This is a genomic window from Amycolatopsis sp. NPDC051903, from assembly GCF_044452505.1.
Taxonomy (GTDB): Bacteria; Actinomycetota; Actinomycetes; order Mycobacteriales; family Pseudonocardiaceae; genus Amycolatopsis.
Map to the genome: position 1 here is coordinate 411,825 of NZ_JBITBT010000001.1, position 15,796 is coordinate 427,620.

At 68.4% G+C, this 15,796-nt stretch carries 12 protein-coding genes; 11 read left to right on the forward strand and 1 reads right to left on the reverse strand.

Annotation, left to right across the window (positions count from 1 at the left end; translation table 11 throughout):
* From ACIA77_RS02125 to ACIA77_RS02165, 9 genes are read left to right on the forward strand one after another with little or no spacing between them, the layout of a single operon-like run.
* Window positions 1-837, forward strand: coding sequence for an ABC transporter permease (locus ACIA77_RS02125; protein WP_204091725.1), 837 nt, complete (start codon window positions 1-3; stop codon window positions 835-837).
* On the forward strand, window positions 834-2,195 hold the full coding sequence (locus ACIA77_RS02130) for an MCE family protein (protein WP_395883902.1): 1,362 nt from the start codon (window positions 834-836) through the stop codon (window positions 2,193-2,195). The genes ACIA77_RS02125 and ACIA77_RS02130 overlap by 4 nt, the downstream gene beginning before the upstream one ends.
* Window positions 2,192-3,223, forward strand: coding sequence for an MCE family protein (locus ACIA77_RS02135; RefSeq protein WP_395883903.1), 1,032 nt, complete (start codon window positions 2,192-2,194; stop codon window positions 3,221-3,223). Before ACIA77_RS02130 ends, ACIA77_RS02135 begins: the two co-directional genes overlap by 4 nt.
* Window positions 3,220-4,206, forward strand: a complete 987-nt coding sequence (locus ACIA77_RS02140) for an MCE family protein (protein ID WP_395883905.1) — start codon at window positions 3,220-3,222, stop codon at window positions 4,204-4,206. The genes ACIA77_RS02135 and ACIA77_RS02140 overlap by 4 nt, the downstream gene beginning before the upstream one ends.
* Window positions 4,203-5,381 carry an MCE family protein gene (locus ACIA77_RS02145; RefSeq protein WP_395883906.1) on the forward strand — a complete coding sequence of 393 codons (1,179 nt, stop codon included), beginning with the start codon at window positions 4,203-4,205 and terminating at the stop codon, window positions 5,379-5,381. The genes ACIA77_RS02140 and ACIA77_RS02145 overlap by 4 nt, the downstream gene beginning before the upstream one ends.
* Before the next feature lie 4 nt (window positions 5,382-5,385).
* Window positions 5,386-6,600, forward strand: coding sequence for an MCE family protein (locus ACIA77_RS02150; protein WP_395883907.1), 1,215 nt, complete (start codon window positions 5,386-5,388; stop codon window positions 6,598-6,600).
* Window positions 6,600-7,865: an MlaD family protein gene (locus ACIA77_RS02155; protein ID WP_395883908.1), complete on the forward strand. Its 1,266-nt coding sequence runs from the start codon at window positions 6,600-6,602 to the stop codon at window positions 7,863-7,865. The genes ACIA77_RS02150 and ACIA77_RS02155 overlap by 1 nt, the downstream gene beginning before the upstream one ends.
* A gap of 52 nt (window positions 7,866-7,917) precedes the next feature.
* Window positions 7,918-8,535, forward strand: coding sequence for a hypothetical protein (locus ACIA77_RS02160; protein WP_395883909.1), 618 nt, complete (start codon window positions 7,918-7,920; stop codon window positions 8,533-8,535).
* A gap of 34 nt (window positions 8,536-8,569) precedes the next feature.
* Window positions 8,570-9,640 carry a hypothetical protein gene (locus ACIA77_RS02165; protein WP_395883910.1) on the forward strand — a complete coding sequence of 357 codons (1,071 nt, stop codon included), beginning with the start codon at window positions 8,570-8,572 and terminating at the stop codon, window positions 9,638-9,640.
* Between the two features lie 3 nt (window positions 9,641-9,643).
* Here ACIA77_RS02165 and aroQ read toward each other — a convergent pair whose 3' ends face one another.
* Complete coding sequence (aroQ, locus tag ACIA77_RS02170; RefSeq protein ID WP_395883911.1) at window positions 9,644-10,150, reverse strand: gamma subclass chorismate mutase AroQ; 507 nt, start codon at window positions 10,148-10,150, stop codon at window positions 9,644-9,646.
* A gap of 737 nt (window positions 10,151-10,887) precedes the next feature.
* Here aroQ and ACIA77_RS02175 point away from each other — a divergent pair.
* Both ACIA77_RS02175 and ACIA77_RS02180 read left to right on the forward strand, forming a co-directional pair.
* Complete coding sequence (locus ACIA77_RS02175) at window positions 10,888-11,412, forward strand: hypothetical protein (RefSeq protein ID WP_395883912.1); 525 nt, start codon at window positions 10,888-10,890, stop codon at window positions 11,410-11,412.
* A gap of 839 nt (window positions 11,413-12,251) precedes the next feature.
* The gene (locus ACIA77_RS02180) at window positions 12,252-15,755 is read left to right on the forward strand and encodes a DNA-directed RNA polymerase subunit beta (RefSeq protein WP_395883913.1); all 3,504 of its coding nucleotides are present in this window, start codon (window positions 12,252-12,254) and stop codon (window positions 15,753-15,755) included.
* Window positions 15,756-15,796 lie beyond the last annotated feature (41 nt).

Here is a 15,796-nt window from a genome sequence, read left to right on the forward strand (position 1 = left end):
ATGACGTTCATCGCGGGTGCCAAGCGCGTCGCCCACCGTCCGCTCGAGACCCTGGACACGCTGGGCGACCAGATGTCCTTCTACGGCCGCGCGCTGCTGTGGACGCCGCGCACGCTGCGCCGCTACCTGAAGGAAGTCCTGCGCCTGCTCGCCGAGGTCAGCTTCGGCTCCGGCTCGCTCGCGGTCATCGGCGGCACGGTCGGCGTGATGGTCGGCCTGACGCTGTTCACCGGTGTCCTCGTGGGCCTGCAGGGCTACTCGGCCCTGAACTCCATCGGCACCTCGGCGTTCACCGGTTTCCTCACGGCCTTCTTCAACACCCGCGAGATCGCGCCGCTCGTGGCCGGCCTGGCGCTGTCGGCCACGGTCGGCGCCGGCTTCACCGCACAGCTGGGCGCCATGCGGATCTCGGAGGAGATCGACGCGCTCGAGGTCATGGGCGTGCCGAGCCTCCCGTACCTCGTGACCACGCGGATCATCGCCGGGTTCGTGGCCGTGATCCCGCTCTACGTCATCGGCCTGCTGAGCTCGTACCTCGCGTCGCGGCTGGTGGTCATCTACATCTACGGCCAATCGGCGGGAACCTACGACCACTACTTCGACCTGTTCCTACCGCCGCAAGACGTCTTGTACTCGTTCATCAAGGTGCTGATCTTCAGCGTCTTGATCATTCTTTCGCACTGCTACTTCGGCTACCGCGCCTCCGGCGGGCCCGCCGGGGTGGGCGTGGCCGTGGGCCGCGCGGTTCGCCTTTCCATCGTCACGGTTTCGATCGTGAACTTCTTCATCGGTTTCGCCATCTGGGGAACCGACGTCACGGTGAGGATTGCGGGATGATCGCAGGAGGGGTGGGTGGGCCGGTGGCCACACTGCGGCGCAGGCTCCTGGGCCTGCTGCTCGTGGCGCTGCTCGTGGGAGGTGTGGCCCTGAGCATCGCGTTGTACGACAAGGCGTTCACCAAGTTCGTCACCGTGAAGCTCGAGGCCGACAGCATCGGCAACCAGCTGCTCGAGCAGTCGGACGTGAAGGTGCGAGGGCTGATCGTCGGGTCGGTCAAGACGATCTCCGCCACGAACGACGGCGCCGAGCTCACGCTCGACCTCGACCCCCAGTACACGAAGCTGATCCCCGAAAACGTCTCCGCGCGCTTCCTGCCGAAGACGCTCTTCGGTGAGCGGTACGTGTCCCTGCAGATCCCGAAGGACCCGTCGGCGAAGACGCTCACCGACGGCGACGTGATCCCGCAGGACCGCACCTCCAGCGCGATCGAGCTGGAGCAGGCGCTGCAGCACCTGCTGCCGGTGCTGCAGGCCGTGCAGCCGCAGAAGCTCTCCAGCACGCTGACCGCGATCTCCACTGCGCTGCAGGGCCGCGGCTCCCAGCTCGGCGACACGCTGTCGCAGCTGGGCGACTACCTCGGCAAGCTGAACCCGCACGAGCCCGAGCTGCAGCACAACCTCAAGGCGCTCGCGGAGTTCTCCGACAACCTGCGGCAGTCCGCGCCGGATCTGGTGCAGAGCCTCGACAACCTGAGCACGACCACCCGCACCGTGGCCGACGAGCGCCAGAACCTGGCGAACCTCTACGGCAACCTCACGACGGCGTCGCAGGACCTGCAGTCGTTCCTGGAAGCCAACTCGCAGAACATCATCAGCCTCGCCGACACCGCGCGGCCGACGGCCGAGCTGCTCGCCAAGTACGCGCCGGAGTACCCGTGCGTGATCGGGCAGATGGCCAAGCTCGTGCCGGTCGTCGACAAGGCGCTGGGCAAGGGCACGAACCAGCCCGGTCTGCACGCGACGATCGAGGTGACGGTGAACCGGGGTCCCTACAAGGCGGGGCAGGACGAACCGCGCTTCGAGGACAAGCGCGGCCCGCGCTGCTACGACCTGAAGAACCTGCCGAACCCGTTCCCGCAGGAGCCGCCGGACGGCGCGTTCAAGGACGGCACCACGCACACCACATCGCCGAACTCGCACAGCACCGGGCTCAACCCGGCCAACTCCACGGCCGACGCCGGTGGCTTCAACGGCGGCGGTGACGGCGGCGGCAACCCGGCGAACACGGCCGGGGAGAACGACTTCCTGGCCCAGCTCGTCGGGCCGCAGGTCGGTATGCAGCAGGGTGACTTCCCCGGCTGGGGCTCGCTGCTCGTCGGCCCGCTCTACCGGGGCGCGGAGGTGACGGTGAAGTGAGGGGACTCGCCGCTCCGCTGATCAAGCTGTCGATCTTCGTGGTCATCACGGTGTTGTTCACCGCGATCCTCGGCATCAGCATCGCGAACATCAACACCACCAGCACCAACGGGTACTCGGCGCGCTTCACCGACGCGACGCTGCTGCTCAACGGCGACGACGTGCGCATCGCCGGCGTCCGCGTGGGCACGGTCAAGGACGTGAAGATCGTCGACAAGCGCCAGGCGCAGGTGGACTTCGAGGTCGACTCCGGCCGCCGGCTGCCCGCGGGCGTGACCGCGCAGATCAAGTTCCGCAACCTCGTCGGCCAGCGCTACCTCTCGCTCGGCGAGGGCACCGACACCTCGGGCCAGATGCTCAAGCCCGGCGGCACGATCCCGCTCGAACGCACCACGCCGGCGCTGGACCTGACCGAGCTGTTCAACGGGTTCAAGCCGCTGTTCACCGCGCTCAACCCCGACGACGTCAACAAGCTCTCCTACGAGGTCATCCAGGTCCTGCAGGGCGAGGGCGGCACCGTCGAAAGCCTGCTGTCGCACACCGCTTCGCTGGCCACCACGATCGCCGACAAGGACAAGGTCATCGGCGAGGTCATCGACAACCTCAACTCCGTGCTCGACACCGTCAACGCGCACACGCCGCAGCTGAGCGACCTGATCGTGAAGCTGCAGCAGCTCGTGTCGGGCCTGGCGCAGGACCGCAAGCCGATCGGCGACGCGATCGACAGCCTCGGCAACCTGGCCCAGACCACCGCCGGTCTGCTCGGCGACGCGCGCCAGCCGCTGAAGGACGACATCAGCGCGCTCGGCGACCTGACCACGAAGCTCAACAAGAACGAGCCGACGCTGGAACACTTCATCCAGTTCCTGCCGACGAAGGTGAGCGCGCTGACCCGGACCGCGGACTACGGCTCGTGGTTCAACTTCTACGCGTGCGAGATGACCGGCAACGTGTCGCTGCCGCCGGTCCTCAACAAGCCCATCGACGTGCCGCTGCTGCCGTCCAACCGTGAGAGGTGCAGCGGATGAAGTCGTTCCAGAAGCGCAACCCGGTCCCGATCGCGCTGATCGGCCTCGCGGTGCTGGTGCTCGGCTTCATCGCCGCCCTCAACTCCGACGACCTGCCGGTGATCGGCGGCGGCACGACCTACAGCGCGGACTTCTCGGAGGCCGCGGGCCTCACGACCGACAACGACGTGCGCATCGCCGGCGTCAAGGTCGGCAAGGTCTCGGCGATCAAGCTCGACGGCGCGAACGTCAAGGTGTCCTTCAAGGTCAAGGACGCCTGGCTCGGCGACAAGACCACGGCGGCCATCAAGATCAAGACGCTGCTGGGCCAGAAGTACCTGTCGCTGGACCCGCAGGGCGTCGGCACGCTCAACCCGAGCCAGACCATCCCGCGGGACCGCACGATGTCCCCGTACGACGTGCTCGACGCGTTCCGCGGCCTCTCGCAGACCGTCGACGACATCGACACCAACCAGCTGGCGAAGAGCTTCGACACGATCACCCAGACGTTCGCCAACACGCCCCAGGACGTGAAGGGCGCGTTGTCGGGCCTGTCGAAGCTGTCGGACACGATCGCCTCGCGCGACGCGCAGCTGTCGAACCTGCTGGCCAACACCCGCGAGGTGTCGCAGACGCTCGTCGACCGCGACGCCGAGGTGCAGAAGCTGATCACCGACGGCAACAAGCTGCTCGACGAGATCTCCCAGCGCGAGCAGGCCATCACCGCGCTGCTGCAGGGCTCCAAGGAGCTGGCCACGCAGCTGCAGGGCCTCGTCGACGACAACGACAAGCAGCTCGACCCCGTGCTGACCCAGCTCGACCAGCTCACCTCGATGCTGCAGCGCAACCAGGACTCCCTGGCGCAGGGCATCGCCAAGTTCGCCCCGTTCGTCCGCGTGTTCACCAACACCATCGGCACCGGGCACTGGTTCGACAACTACATCTGCGGCCTGGTGCTGCCCTCGGTCGGACCGATCAACCAAGAGGGGTGCAACACGAAATGAGTGACACCCGGTTCGGTCAGTCGCTCCTGCGGGGCGCCTCCATCGCCGTCGTGCTGGCCCTCGTGGTCGCAGGCGGTATCTGGTGGACGCTCAAGGACGCCGGGCGCAACCACCTCACCGCGTACTTCTCCGGCGCTGTCGGCCTCTACGAGGGCAACAGCGTGCGGATGCTCGGCGTCGACATGGGCACGGTCACCAAGGTCCAGCCCATGGGCAACCAGGTCCGCGTGGACGTCGAGTACGACCGCTCGGTGCCGGTGCCCGCCGACGCGAAGGCGCTGATCGTCGCGCCGTCGCTGGTCAGCGACCGCTACGTGCAGCTCGCGCCGGCCTACACCGGCGGGCCGCGGATCTCCGACGGCGCCGTGATCCCGCTCAACCGCACCGAGGTGCCGCTCGAGGTCGACCAGCTCGCCGCGAGCCTCGCGAAGGTCAGCCAGGACCTCGGGCCCAACGGTGCCAACAAGAACGGGTCGCTGTCGGACCTGCTCAACACCGCCGCGAAGAACGTCGACGGCAACGGCCAGGCCCTGCACGACACGATCGCCAAGCTCGGGCAGGCCTCAGGCACGCTCGCCGGCAACAAGGACGACCTGTTCCAGACCGTCCAGAACCTCGGCCAGTTCTCCCAGACCCTGGTGAACAGCGACGGCCAGGTGCGCCAGTTCGAGAGCCAGCTCGCCGACGTGAGCGGCTACCTGGCGGGGGAGAAGGACGACCTCGCCGCGACCGTGCAGCAGCTCAGCACCACGCTGCAGTCGGTGCAGGGCTTCATCGAGCAGAACCGCGGCCGGTTGAAGTCCAATGTGGACAAGCTGGCCAGCGTGACCAAGGTGCTCGTGGACCAGCGCAGCGCGCTCTCGGAGATCCTCGACGTCGCGCCGGTCGCGCTGTCGAACCTGGTGAACGTCTACAACGGTTCCTCGGGCACGCTCGACGCGCGACCGAACCTCAACGAGCTGACGCAGCCACCGCTGGTGATGATCTGCAACCTGCTCAAGGAGACGCCCGACGCGCTCAAGCAGCTGGGCGACACGTGCAACTCGATCGCCGGCGTGGTCGACGGCCTGGTGCCGCTGCCCTCGACGGCGGAGGTGGTGCAGGCCATGTCCAACGGCCAGCTGCCGCCGCTGCCGCTCCCGCTCGCGGGCCAGGTCTACGGGACGGGGAGCTGAGCCGATGAAGCGCCTCAGGAAGTTCGCCGCCGCCGGCGCCGTCACCACGGCGTCCGCGCTGCTGCTGTCCGGCTGCGGGTTCACCGGCGTCTACGACGTGCCGCTGCCCGGTGGCGCCGACCTCGGCAGCCGCCCGTACACGATCAAGGTGCAGTTCCAGGACGTGCTCGACCTCGTGCCGCAAGCGGGGGTGAAGGTCAACGAGGTGCCGGTGGGCCAGGTCGAGTCCGTCGGGCTGACGCCCGACGGCTGGCACGCCGAGGTCACCCTGGAGGTCAACGGCGACGTCAAGCTCCCGGCCAACGCGCTGGCCAACGTGAAGCAGTCGAGCTTGCTCGGCGAGAAGTACGTGGAGCTCTCCTCGCCCGGCGACGGCCAGGCGCAGGGCACGCTCGCGAACAACGCCACGATTCCGCTGGCGCGCACGGGCCGCGACGTCGAGGTCGAAGAGGTGCTCGGCGCGCTGTCGCTGCTGCTCAACGGCGGTGGTGTCGACCAGCTCAACACCATCACCAAGGAGCTCAACAACGCGACGTCGGGCAAGGAGCCCGACATCAAGGCGCTGCTGGACAACGCCAACGAGCTCGTGTCGAACCTCGACGAGCAGTCGCGCAACATCACGCGCGCGCTCGACGGCCTCGACCGGCTGTCGATGACGCTCAAGGACCAGAAGGACAAGCTGGTCGGCGCCGTCGACAACCTCGGGCCCGGCATCGGCGTGCTGGAGCAGCAGCGGGGCCAGCTCGTGACCATGCTCAACGCGCTCAACAACCTCTCCGGCGTCGCCACCGACACGGTGACCAAGAGCAAGGCGGACCTCGTGGCCGACCTCAAGGCGCTCACGCCGACGCTGCAGAAGCTCGGCGAGGCGGGCAACGACCTGCCGCAGGCGCTGCAGATCCTGCTGACCTTCCCGTTCACCGACCAGGCCTACGACGACGTGAAGGGTGACTACTTCAACCTCTTCGCGAAGGTCGACCTGAACCTGAAGGACGTCGTCGACAACCTCGGGCGCAGCAGGCAGAACGGGCTGTCGAACCTGCTGCCGGTGCCGGGCCTGACCGGCGGTACGCAGGGCGACCAGCCGCCGCTGCTGCCGCTCGGGGGCCAGTCGGGGTCGAACGCGCAGCCGAACTCCACCGGTGGCCAGGGCGGCGGCCAGCCGTCGCAGGGTGGCCTGTCCGGGCTCTTCGGGATCCTCTCGGGAGGTGCGGGCTGATGTTGCTGCGCAAGACGAAGATCCAGCTCGTGGCGTTCGCGGTCATCTCGGTCGTGTTCATCGCCTACGCCTTGATCCGCTTCGCCGGCCTCGGCTCGGTGTTCGGCAGCAGCGGGTACACAGTGCGGCTCGAGCTCAACGAGTCCGGCGGCATCTTCACCAACGCCGAGGTCACCTACCGCGGCTTCAACATCGGCCGCGTCGGCCAGCTGCGCCTGACCCAGACGGGCCTCGAAGCGGACCTGAACATCGACCCGTCGGCGCCGCACGTGCCCGCGGACCTCAGCGCCGTCGTCGCGAACCGCTCGGCGGTCGGTGAGCAGTACGTGGACCTGCAGCCGAAGAACGACAACGGCCCGTACCTCGAGGGCGGATCGGTGATCCCGGCGGCGAAGACGAAGACGCCGATCAGCACCGACACGCTGCTCGCCGACTTGGACTCGCTCGCCTCGTCGGTGCCCACCGACTCGCTGCGCACCGTCGTCGACCAGTCCTACGACGCGTTCCGCGGCACCGGCGGCGACCTGCAGAAGCTGCTCGACACCGCGCGCAGCTTCACCACCACGGCGCAGCAGTACCTGCCGCAGACCGTGCAGCTGCTCGACGCCGGCGGGCAGGCGCTGGACACGCAGAACCACGAGGCGTCGAACTTCGCGGACTTCTCGAAGAACCTCAACGAGCTGTCCGGCACGCTGAAGAGCTCCGACGGCGACCTGCGCAAGCTCATCGGCATCACGCCGCAGGTCGCGACGCAGATCGACCAGGTCGTCAACGAAACCGGGCCGGGTCTCGGCGCGCTGACGGCGAACCTGCTGACCACGGCCAACGTCACCGTGACCCGCCTCGACGGCATCGAACAGGGCCTGGTGACCTACCCGGCGCTCGCCGGTGCGGCCGGCAGTGTGGCGCCCGGTGACGGCACCGCGCACCTCGGGCTCGTGCTCAACCTGTTCAACCCGCCGGCCTGCACGAAGGGCTACATCCCCTACAGCCAGTACCGCACGGGCGCGGACACGTCCGCGCGGCCGGCGGACGACGACGTGTACTGTGCCGAGCCCAAGGGCAGCCCGATCAACGTCCGCGGTGCTCAGAACGCGCCGTACGGCGGGGCGCCGGTGGCGCCGTCGCAGGCGGACGTGGACGCCAACAAGGGCCGGCCGGGCCAGGAACTGCAGGACATGCGGGACGCGGCCGTGCCGGGCGTAGCCGGAAGCCCGGGTGTCTCGTTGAACAGCCTGGGAGCGTTGCTCGGCCTCGGTTCGTGAGCGGGCCACGGGCTGACGTGGATTTGATGACCGTTACCTACTCTGGAGTGATATGAGTTCCGAACAGGCCGCCGAGGAAGAGGTGACCTCTTCGGCGTCCGAGCCGGCCGCGGTTCCCGCCGAGCCGGCCGCTTCGCCGCCCAAGCGGACCCTCCCGGGCTCGCCGCGCGGGTGGCTCTTCGGGGCAGGCGCGTTCGCCCTCGCGGCCTTCGTGGTCGCGGTGGTGTTCGGCATCATGTGGTGGGTCGCGGGCACCGGCGACAACGCCGACCTGGCTCGGTCGCGCGACGCGGTCGCGCAGGCTGGCGCCGACGCGGTCAAGGCCTACACCGAGGTCGACTACCAGCACCTCGACGATGTGTTCGCCCGCCAGAAGTCCGTGTCCGACGACGACATGGCCAAGCAGATCGATCAGCTGAAGCCGACCTACGGCAAGGCGCTGACCGACGCGAAGACCAAGGTCACGACCACGGTGCAGGACATCGCGGTCGAAGAGCTCGACGACCACGAGGGCAAGGCGAGCTTCCTCGCCGCGATCACCACCGACGTCACCCAGGGCACGCAGACCTCGTCGAAGGCGCTGCGGCTGGAGGTCTCGATGACCCGCGTCGGGAACGTCTGGAAGCTGTCCGGCATCGACAACGTGCCCCTCGTCGCCGCCGGCCAGTAGCTTCACCGGTTTCACCGCAGAACGGAGTTCCCCAGTGCCCCCCTCCCGCCGTCAGCCGCCCCGCAGCAGCACCCCGCAGGCCCGCCGGCCGCGGGTCGCCGGGCTGCGCAAGCCGTCGAGCGCGGACGAAGCACCCGCGTCCGCGGAACGGACAGCGCCCGCGGAACGCCCCGCGTCCCCGGCCAAGCACCGCTCGCGTCCGGTGCCCCGGACAGGCCCGCTGACCAGCGCGGACCCGGCCGAGGTCACGCAGGAGATCCGGTTCCCGGCGAATGTCGGGATCAGCCGGTCGAAGGGACTGGCGGAGGAGTCTGAGCCGGTCGAAGAGGCGGCTGCCGAGGTCGACGCGTTGACCGGCGAGGCCGTCGAGGATTCGGCGGACGTCGCAGATGAGGCGCCCGTCCGGCAGGCCCCGCGCCGCAAGCACCGGGACTCGGGCCGGGCGAAGCCGGTCGACGTCGAGGAGGCCGAGCAGGAGGCGGCCGGCACGTCCTTCGCGGATCCGCCGTGGGTGACGGCGAAGAACGGGAAGGACCGCACGGTCGCGCTGACCGTGGTGCTGCTCGTGGTCGGCCTCGTGTTCGCCACCGGCGCCGTGATCTTCAAACTGCAGTACGACTCGGTGTCCGACAGCACGAGCAACACCGCGCTGCTCGACGTCGCGAAGACCGCGCAGGTCAAGGACCAGGTCTCGAAAGCCACCGAGGCCCTGTTCTCCTACGACTACAACAACATCAAGAAGACCGAGGACGCGGCCAGCAATCTGCTGGCCAACGACGACGTCAAGGCGAAGTACAACGCGCTCATGGGCGAGGTGAAGCGCTTGGCGCCGCAGCAGAAGATGGTGGTGACCTGCAAGGTCTCGCGCAGCGCCGTCATCCTGCTCAACGGGGACCTCGCGCGCGTGATGGTGTTCGTCGACCAGACCTCGACGCGCGCCGACACCAAGCAGACGACCGCCGGCTCCGCCCAGCTGCACGTCGACGCCCAGCTCCAGGGCGACACGTGGAAGATCACCGACCTCGACACCTACAAGGCCGCGCCGGCGCCGGCCGCGAAGGCCCCGGCCTCGTCGGCGCCCGCTTCGCCGCCGCCGTCGAAGTAGCGCTCAGCGGATCGACTGCAGCGCGGTCTTCAGCGCGTCGCGGTGCAGTTCGTCGAGGTGGTCGACGACGTCGGCCGAGATCTCGGCCCGCAGCACCTCCACGCGGCGCACCGCGTCGGTGGCGACGAGTTCGTTCAGCAGCGACGTCGTCAGCACGTCCAGCTCGGCCCGGATCTCGGCGAGGTCCGGGCTGGTCGCGGGGGCCTGTTCGGGGTTCTCGGCCCAGCGGTCGAGCAGCCCGCGCTGCACGACCTTGCTCGCCGTGATCTGGTCCCGGAAGAACCCCGCCGTGCGCTCCGGGTCCAGCCCGAGCGCGAACGCGCGCGTCCGCACCGCGGCCAGCTCCTGCTCCTCGCGCGCCGGGTCGTCGACGGCTTTCCCGCTGCCGAACTTCGACGCCGCCACGCGGTCCCCGACCAGCAACCGTTCGACCACCAGGTCCGCCAGCGGACCCAACGGCCCGAACACGTGCGCGGCGCGTCCCACAGCGGATTCTTCGGGTGCGGCCATGGCCAGCGTTGCCTCCGACGTTCGACACGGTCACCGGGCCGGCGAGCCCACCGCGCTCCCGCACGCGGCCGCCCCACCCCGGCAACCCCAGGATCGGATCCGATTTTAGCGGTGGGGAATTCACGAAACCCGGACATTCCCGCGAGGTGGACACACAATCGCCTCTCCGCCGGATTTGTCTGCCCGGACGTACCGCCTCGGGGACCCGTCGGACCCACCTCGCCCGATGTTGTCGTGCGCGGTCCGTAGCTTTCGTGCTCGCCCGTCTCTTCCCGCCCAGGATTGCCGGCGCGGTGTTCGTTCAGCCTCCGGCCGAGCACCTCGATCCAGCCCGAGCGAATGTTCCGCGCTCCCGGGCCCGCTCCAAGCTCACGTGGCGACCCCGCGCGCCGCGGCTCGCCCCGGCTGGATCCATCAGCCGCCGAACGACTCCGGGTGGCGTTGTTCCCGTTTCGGCACACGCCCCGGCCGCAGCGCAGCCCCCCGCCCTCCTCCAGGGGGGCGTCCCCGTCCCAGTCTATCGGTCCCTGACCTCGAAAAACGTCCGAAGCGGAATCTGTGGACAACCCTGCTCTCGGACGGGTGACCTGTGTACAAGTGCTGAAACTGATTTGACATCGGTCCGGCCGTCGGTTTCCTGCTGGCCGGTCGATGCCAGCGGCACCCAGTCACCGGCGAACTTCGCCGAGCCCACCTGGCCCGCCGAGCCCGCGAACCAAGCCCCGCCGGACCCGCGAATGTACTCGAACACGCTGCGTCTCAAGGGGTTCGCGTGCTGGCCGTTCCGCCTTCAGGCGGTTTGGCGGGTCGGCGGATCGTCCAGCGCGAGGGTTCGCGTCGTGGCGGTTCGTCTGCACGCGGTTCGGCGAGGATCGGCGGGGCGCCAGGGCTCGCGTGCCGACGGTTCGGCGGCGGTGCCGGCCGCGACCGGTACCGCCGCATCGGCTGGAGTGGTGAGCTCGGGCGGCCAGCTCGCCGACCTGCCGACCCGGCTGCAGACCAAAGGGTCGGCACGCGAACTCAGTAGCTCGCTGACCCGACCGCACCGAACCGCCGGCGCACGGGACCTCGCGCTGGCCGCGCTCGCCGACCCACCGACCCTCGCCGAACCATCAGTACGCAAACCTGCGGCGGTGACGCAACCGGCTGGGCGTGACCCCGCCGATCAGTACGCAAACCTGCGGCGCGGACGCAACCGGCTGGGCGTGACCCCGCCGATCAGCACACAAACCTGCGGCGCGGACGCAACCGGCTGGGCGTGACCCCACCGACCAGCACACAAACCTGCGGCGCTGCCCCAACCGGCTGCACGCGGCCCCACCAATCAGCACACAAACCCGCGGCGCTGCCCCAACCGGCTGCGCGCCACCCCACCGACCAGCACACAAACCCGCGTCGCTGCCCCAACCGGCCGCGCACGACCCCACCAACCGCCACCCCACCGCCGGCCAACACCGCCGGCGTCAACCTCACCAACCCCACCCACACCACGACGTCCACACCACTCACCCACCAACGTCCACACCACTCACCCATCTGCAGCCCTCACCCCAACCGAACCCCTCAACCACCCTCCCCGCCCCCCACCTCACCCGGAGAAATCCACCACAGGACCCCTCGATCAGTGACGCAGAACACCGTTTGGGAACACCGTTCACCCGCCCCGCACCAGCCAAAGCGTCCGGTTTCCGCAGGTACCGACCGGTAACTGGGATGATCATCCCGCTTGTCACACTCCGCACCCCCTGCTCGACGCTGAGCCAACCGGCGGGACCCCCGTGTGGCATCTTGACTGGAGGCCTTCGTGGGTTCAGGCTTACTGCCAACGGTGACGGCCGGGGACTGCGGACCTTGCGGGAGGGACGCGAACCCGGGGGGAACCGGGAGGCATTGCTGAAGCGCCGCGTAGCAGGCTGGGCCCCGTCGGGAGCGCCCCCTGGACAGACCGCGTCGTTCGGGCTAGACTGCCTCTTTGCGCTGCCCTCTTTCAGGCTGCCCGGAGCCGGTAGTTAGGATAGTGGGCACACGGCACCCCTGACAGTCCGCGACAGCTGTTGCCATCGCGGCTGCTCACCGCTCATTGTCCCCGGAAGGACGCATCTTGGCAGTCTCTCCCGCGAACCAGGCCACTGCTGCGACCACCTCGGCTGTATCCCGCTCGGAGTCCACGGGTATTCCCGGAGCGCCCACGCGGGTCTCCTTCGCAAAGATTCGCGAACCCCTTTCCACCCCCAACCTGCTGGACGTGCAGATCCAGTCGTTCCAGTGGTTCACCGGCGACGAGGCGTGGTTCGAGCGCCGCGTCAACGAAGGTGAAGAGAACCCGGTCGGCGGCCTGGAAGAGGTCCTCAACGAGATCTCCCCGATCGAGGACTTCTCCGGTTCCATGTCGCTGTCCTTCTCCGCTCCGCGCTTCGACGAGGTCAAGGCCTCGATCGAGGAGTGCAAGGACAAGGACATGACCTACGCGGCGCCGCTGTTCGTCACCGCCGAGTTCGTCAACAACAACACCGGCGAGATCAAGAGCCAGACGGTCTTCCTGGGTGACTTCCCGGTGATGACCGACAAGGGCACCTTCATCATCAACGGCACCGAGCGGGTCGTCGTGTCCCAGCTCGTGCGTTCTCCGGGTGTGTACTTCGACAGCAGCGTCGACAAGACGACCGACAAGGACGTCTTCAGCGTGCGCGTGATCCCGAGCCGCGGTGCGTGGCTCGAGTTCGACGTCGACAAGCGCGACACCGTCGGCGTCCGCATCGACCGCAAGCGCCGCCAGCCGGTCACCGTGCTGCTGAAGGCGCTCGGCTGGACGACCGAGGCGATCCGCGAGCGTTTCCACTTCTCGGAGACGCTGCTGGCCACCCTCGAGAAGGACCACACCGCCGGCACCGACGAGGCGCTGCTCGACATCTACCGCAAGCTCCGTCCGGGCGAGCCGCCCACGAAGGAGAGCGCGCAGACGCTGCTGGAGAACCTGTTCTTCAAGCCGAAGCGCTACGACCTGGCCAAGGTCGGCCGCTACAAGGTCAACAAGAAGCTCGGTCTCGACACGCCGTACGACACCGGCACGCTGACCGAAGAGGACATCGTCTCGGCCATCGAGTACCTGGTCCGCCTCCACGCGGGCGAGGACAAGATGACGAGCGTCTCGAACGTCGAGGTGCCCGTCGAGACCGACGACATCGACCACTTCGGCAACCGCCGCCTGCGCACGGTGGGTGAGCTGATCCAGAACCAGATCCGGGTCGGCCTCTCCCGCACCGAGCGCGTCGTGCGCGAGCGCATGACGACGCAGGACGTCGAGGCGATCACGCCGCAGACCCTGATCAACATCCGCCCGATCGGCGCGGCGATCAAGGAGTTCTTCGGCACCTCGCAGCTGTCGCAGTTCATGGACCAGAACAACCCGCTGTCGGGCCTGACCCACAAGCGCCGCCTCTCGGCGCTGGGCCCCGGTGGTCTGTCGCGTGAACGCGCCGGCATGGAGGTCCGCGACGTCCACCCGTCGCACTACGGCCGCATGTGCCCGATCGAGACGCCGGAAGGCCCGAACATCGGCCTGATCGGCTCGCTGTGCTCCTACGCGCGGGTCAACCCGTTCGGCTTCATCGAGACGCCGTACCGGAAGGTCGTCGAGGGCCAGGTCACCGACCAGGTCGACTACCTGACCGCCGACGAGGAAGACCGCTACGTCAAGGCGCAGGCCAACGCGCCGCTGACCGACGACGGTCACTTCGAGGAAGACAAGGTCCTGGGTCGCCGCAAGGGCGGTGAGGTCGAGCTGATCGACCCGCTCGAGATCGACTACATGGACGTGTCGCCGCGGCAGATGGTCTCCGTCGCCACCGCGATGATCCCGTTCCTCGAGCACGACGACGCGAACCGCGCGCTGATGGGCGCGAACATGCAGCGCCAGGCCGTGCCGCTGCTGCGCAACCAGGCCCCGTACGTGGGCACGGGTGTGGAGCTGCGCGCCGCCGTCGACGCCGGTGACGTCCTCGTGGCCGAGCAGGCCGGCGTGGTCGAGGAGCTGTCCGCGGACATCATCACGATCATGCACGACGACGGCACGCGGAAGAGCTACGGACTGTACAAGTTCCGCCGCTCCAACCACGGCACGTGCTTCAACCACCGCCCGATCGTCAACGAGGGTGACCGGGTCGAAAAGGGCCAGGTCATCGCCGACGGCCCGTCCACCGAGAACGGTGAGATGGCGCTCGGCAAGAACCTGCTCGTGGCGGTCATGCCGTGGGAGGGCCACAACTACGAGGACGCGATCATCCTCTCCGAGCGCCTGGTGCAGGACGACGTGCTCACGTCGATCCACATCGAGGAGCACGAGATCGACGCCCGCGACACCAAGCTGGGCGCCGAGGAGATCACCCGGGACATCCCGAACGTCTCCGAGGAGGTCCTGGCCGACCTCGACGAGCGCGGCATCATCCGCATCGGTGCCGAGGTCCGCGACGGCGACATCCTGGTCGGCAAGGTCACGCCGAAGGGCGAGACGGAGCTGACCCCGGAGGAGCGCCTGCTCCGCGCGATCTTCGGTGAGAAGGCCCGCGAGGTCCGCGACACCTCACTGAAGGTGCCGCACGGCGAGACCGGCAAGGTCATCGGCATCCGCGTGTTCTCGCGCGAGGACGACGACGAGCTGCCCCCGGGCGTCAACGAGCTGGTCCGCGTCTACGTGGCCCAGAAGCGCAAGATCCAGCCGGGCGACAAGCTCGCCGGCCGGCACGGCAACAAGGGTGTCATCGGCAAGATCCTGCCGGCCGAGGACATGCCGTTCATGGAGGACGGCACCCCGGTCGACATCATCCTGAACACCCACGGTGTGCCGCGACGGATGAACATCGGCCAGATCCTCGAGCTGCACCTGGGCTGGCTGGCGTCGCAGGGCTGGACGATCGAGGGCGACCCGGAGTGGGCGAAGAACCTCTCCGACGAGCTCCGCGACGTCGCGCCCAACACGAACACCGCGACCCCGGTGTTCGACGGCGCGAAGGAAGAGGAGCTCACCGGGCTGCTCGGCTCGACCAAGCCGAACCGCGACGGCGAGCGCATGGTCAAGGAGAACGGCAAGGCCACGCTGTTCGACGGCCGCTCCGGCGAGCCGTACCCGTACCCGGTGTCCGTCGGCTACATGTACATCCTGAAGCTGCACCACCTGGTCGACGACAAGATCCACGCCCGCTCCACCGGCCCGTACTCGATGATCACGCAGCAGCCGCTGGGTGGTAAGGCGCAGTTCGGTGGCCAGCGCTTCGGTGAGATGGAGTGCTGGGCGATGCAGGCCTACGGCGCGGCTTACACGCTGCAGGAGCTGCTCACGATCAAGTCGGACGACGTGGTCGGCCGTGTGAAGGTGTACGAGGCGATCGTGAAGGGGGAGAACATCCCCGAGCCGGGCATCCCGGAGTCGTTCAAGGTGCTCCTCAAGGAGCTCCAGTCGCTGTGCCTCAACGTCGAGGTGCTCTCCAGCGACGGTGCGGCGATCGAGATGCGCGACTCCGACGACGAGGACCTCGAGCGCGCCGCGGCGAACCTCGGCATCAACCTGTCCCGCAACGAGTCGCCCTCGGTGGACGACGTCGTGCACTGATCCGCCTCTCCGACATTTCCAAGTGTGGTCGCGTTGTGATT

Bases quoted from the DNA above. Each gene is read 5' to 3' on its own strand.
- ACIA77_RS02125 (WP_204091725.1), top strand. From the start codon at position 1: ATGACGTTCATCGCGGGTGCCAAGCGCGTCGCCCACCGTCCGCTCGAG.
- ACIA77_RS02130 (WP_395883902.1), top strand. From the start codon at position 834: ATGATCGCAGGAGGGGTGGGTGGGCCGGTGGCCACACTGCGGCGCAGG.
- ACIA77_RS02140 (WP_395883905.1), top strand. From the start codon at position 3,220: ATGAAGTCGTTCCAGAAGCGCAACCCGGTCCCGATCGCGCTGATCGGC.
- ACIA77_RS02145 (WP_395883906.1), top strand. From the start codon at position 4,203: ATGAGTGACACCCGGTTCGGTCAGTCGCTCCTGCGGGGCGCCTCCATC.
- ACIA77_RS02150 (WP_395883907.1), top strand. From the start codon at position 5,386: ATGAAGCGCCTCAGGAAGTTCGCCGCCGCCGGCGCCGTCACCACGGCG.
- ACIA77_RS02155 (WP_395883908.1), top strand. From the start codon at position 6,600: ATGTTGCTGCGCAAGACGAAGATCCAGCTCGTGGCGTTCGCGGTCATC.
- ACIA77_RS02160 (WP_395883909.1), top strand. From the start codon at position 7,918: ATGAGTTCCGAACAGGCCGCCGAGGAAGAGGTGACCTCTTCGGCGTCC.
- aroQ (WP_395883911.1), bottom strand. From the start codon at position 10,150: ATGGCCGCACCCGAAGAATCCGCTGTGGGACGCGCCGCGCACGTGTTC.
- ACIA77_RS02175 (WP_395883912.1), top strand. From the start codon at position 10,888: ATGTACTCGAACACGCTGCGTCTCAAGGGGTTCGCGTGCTGGCCGTTC.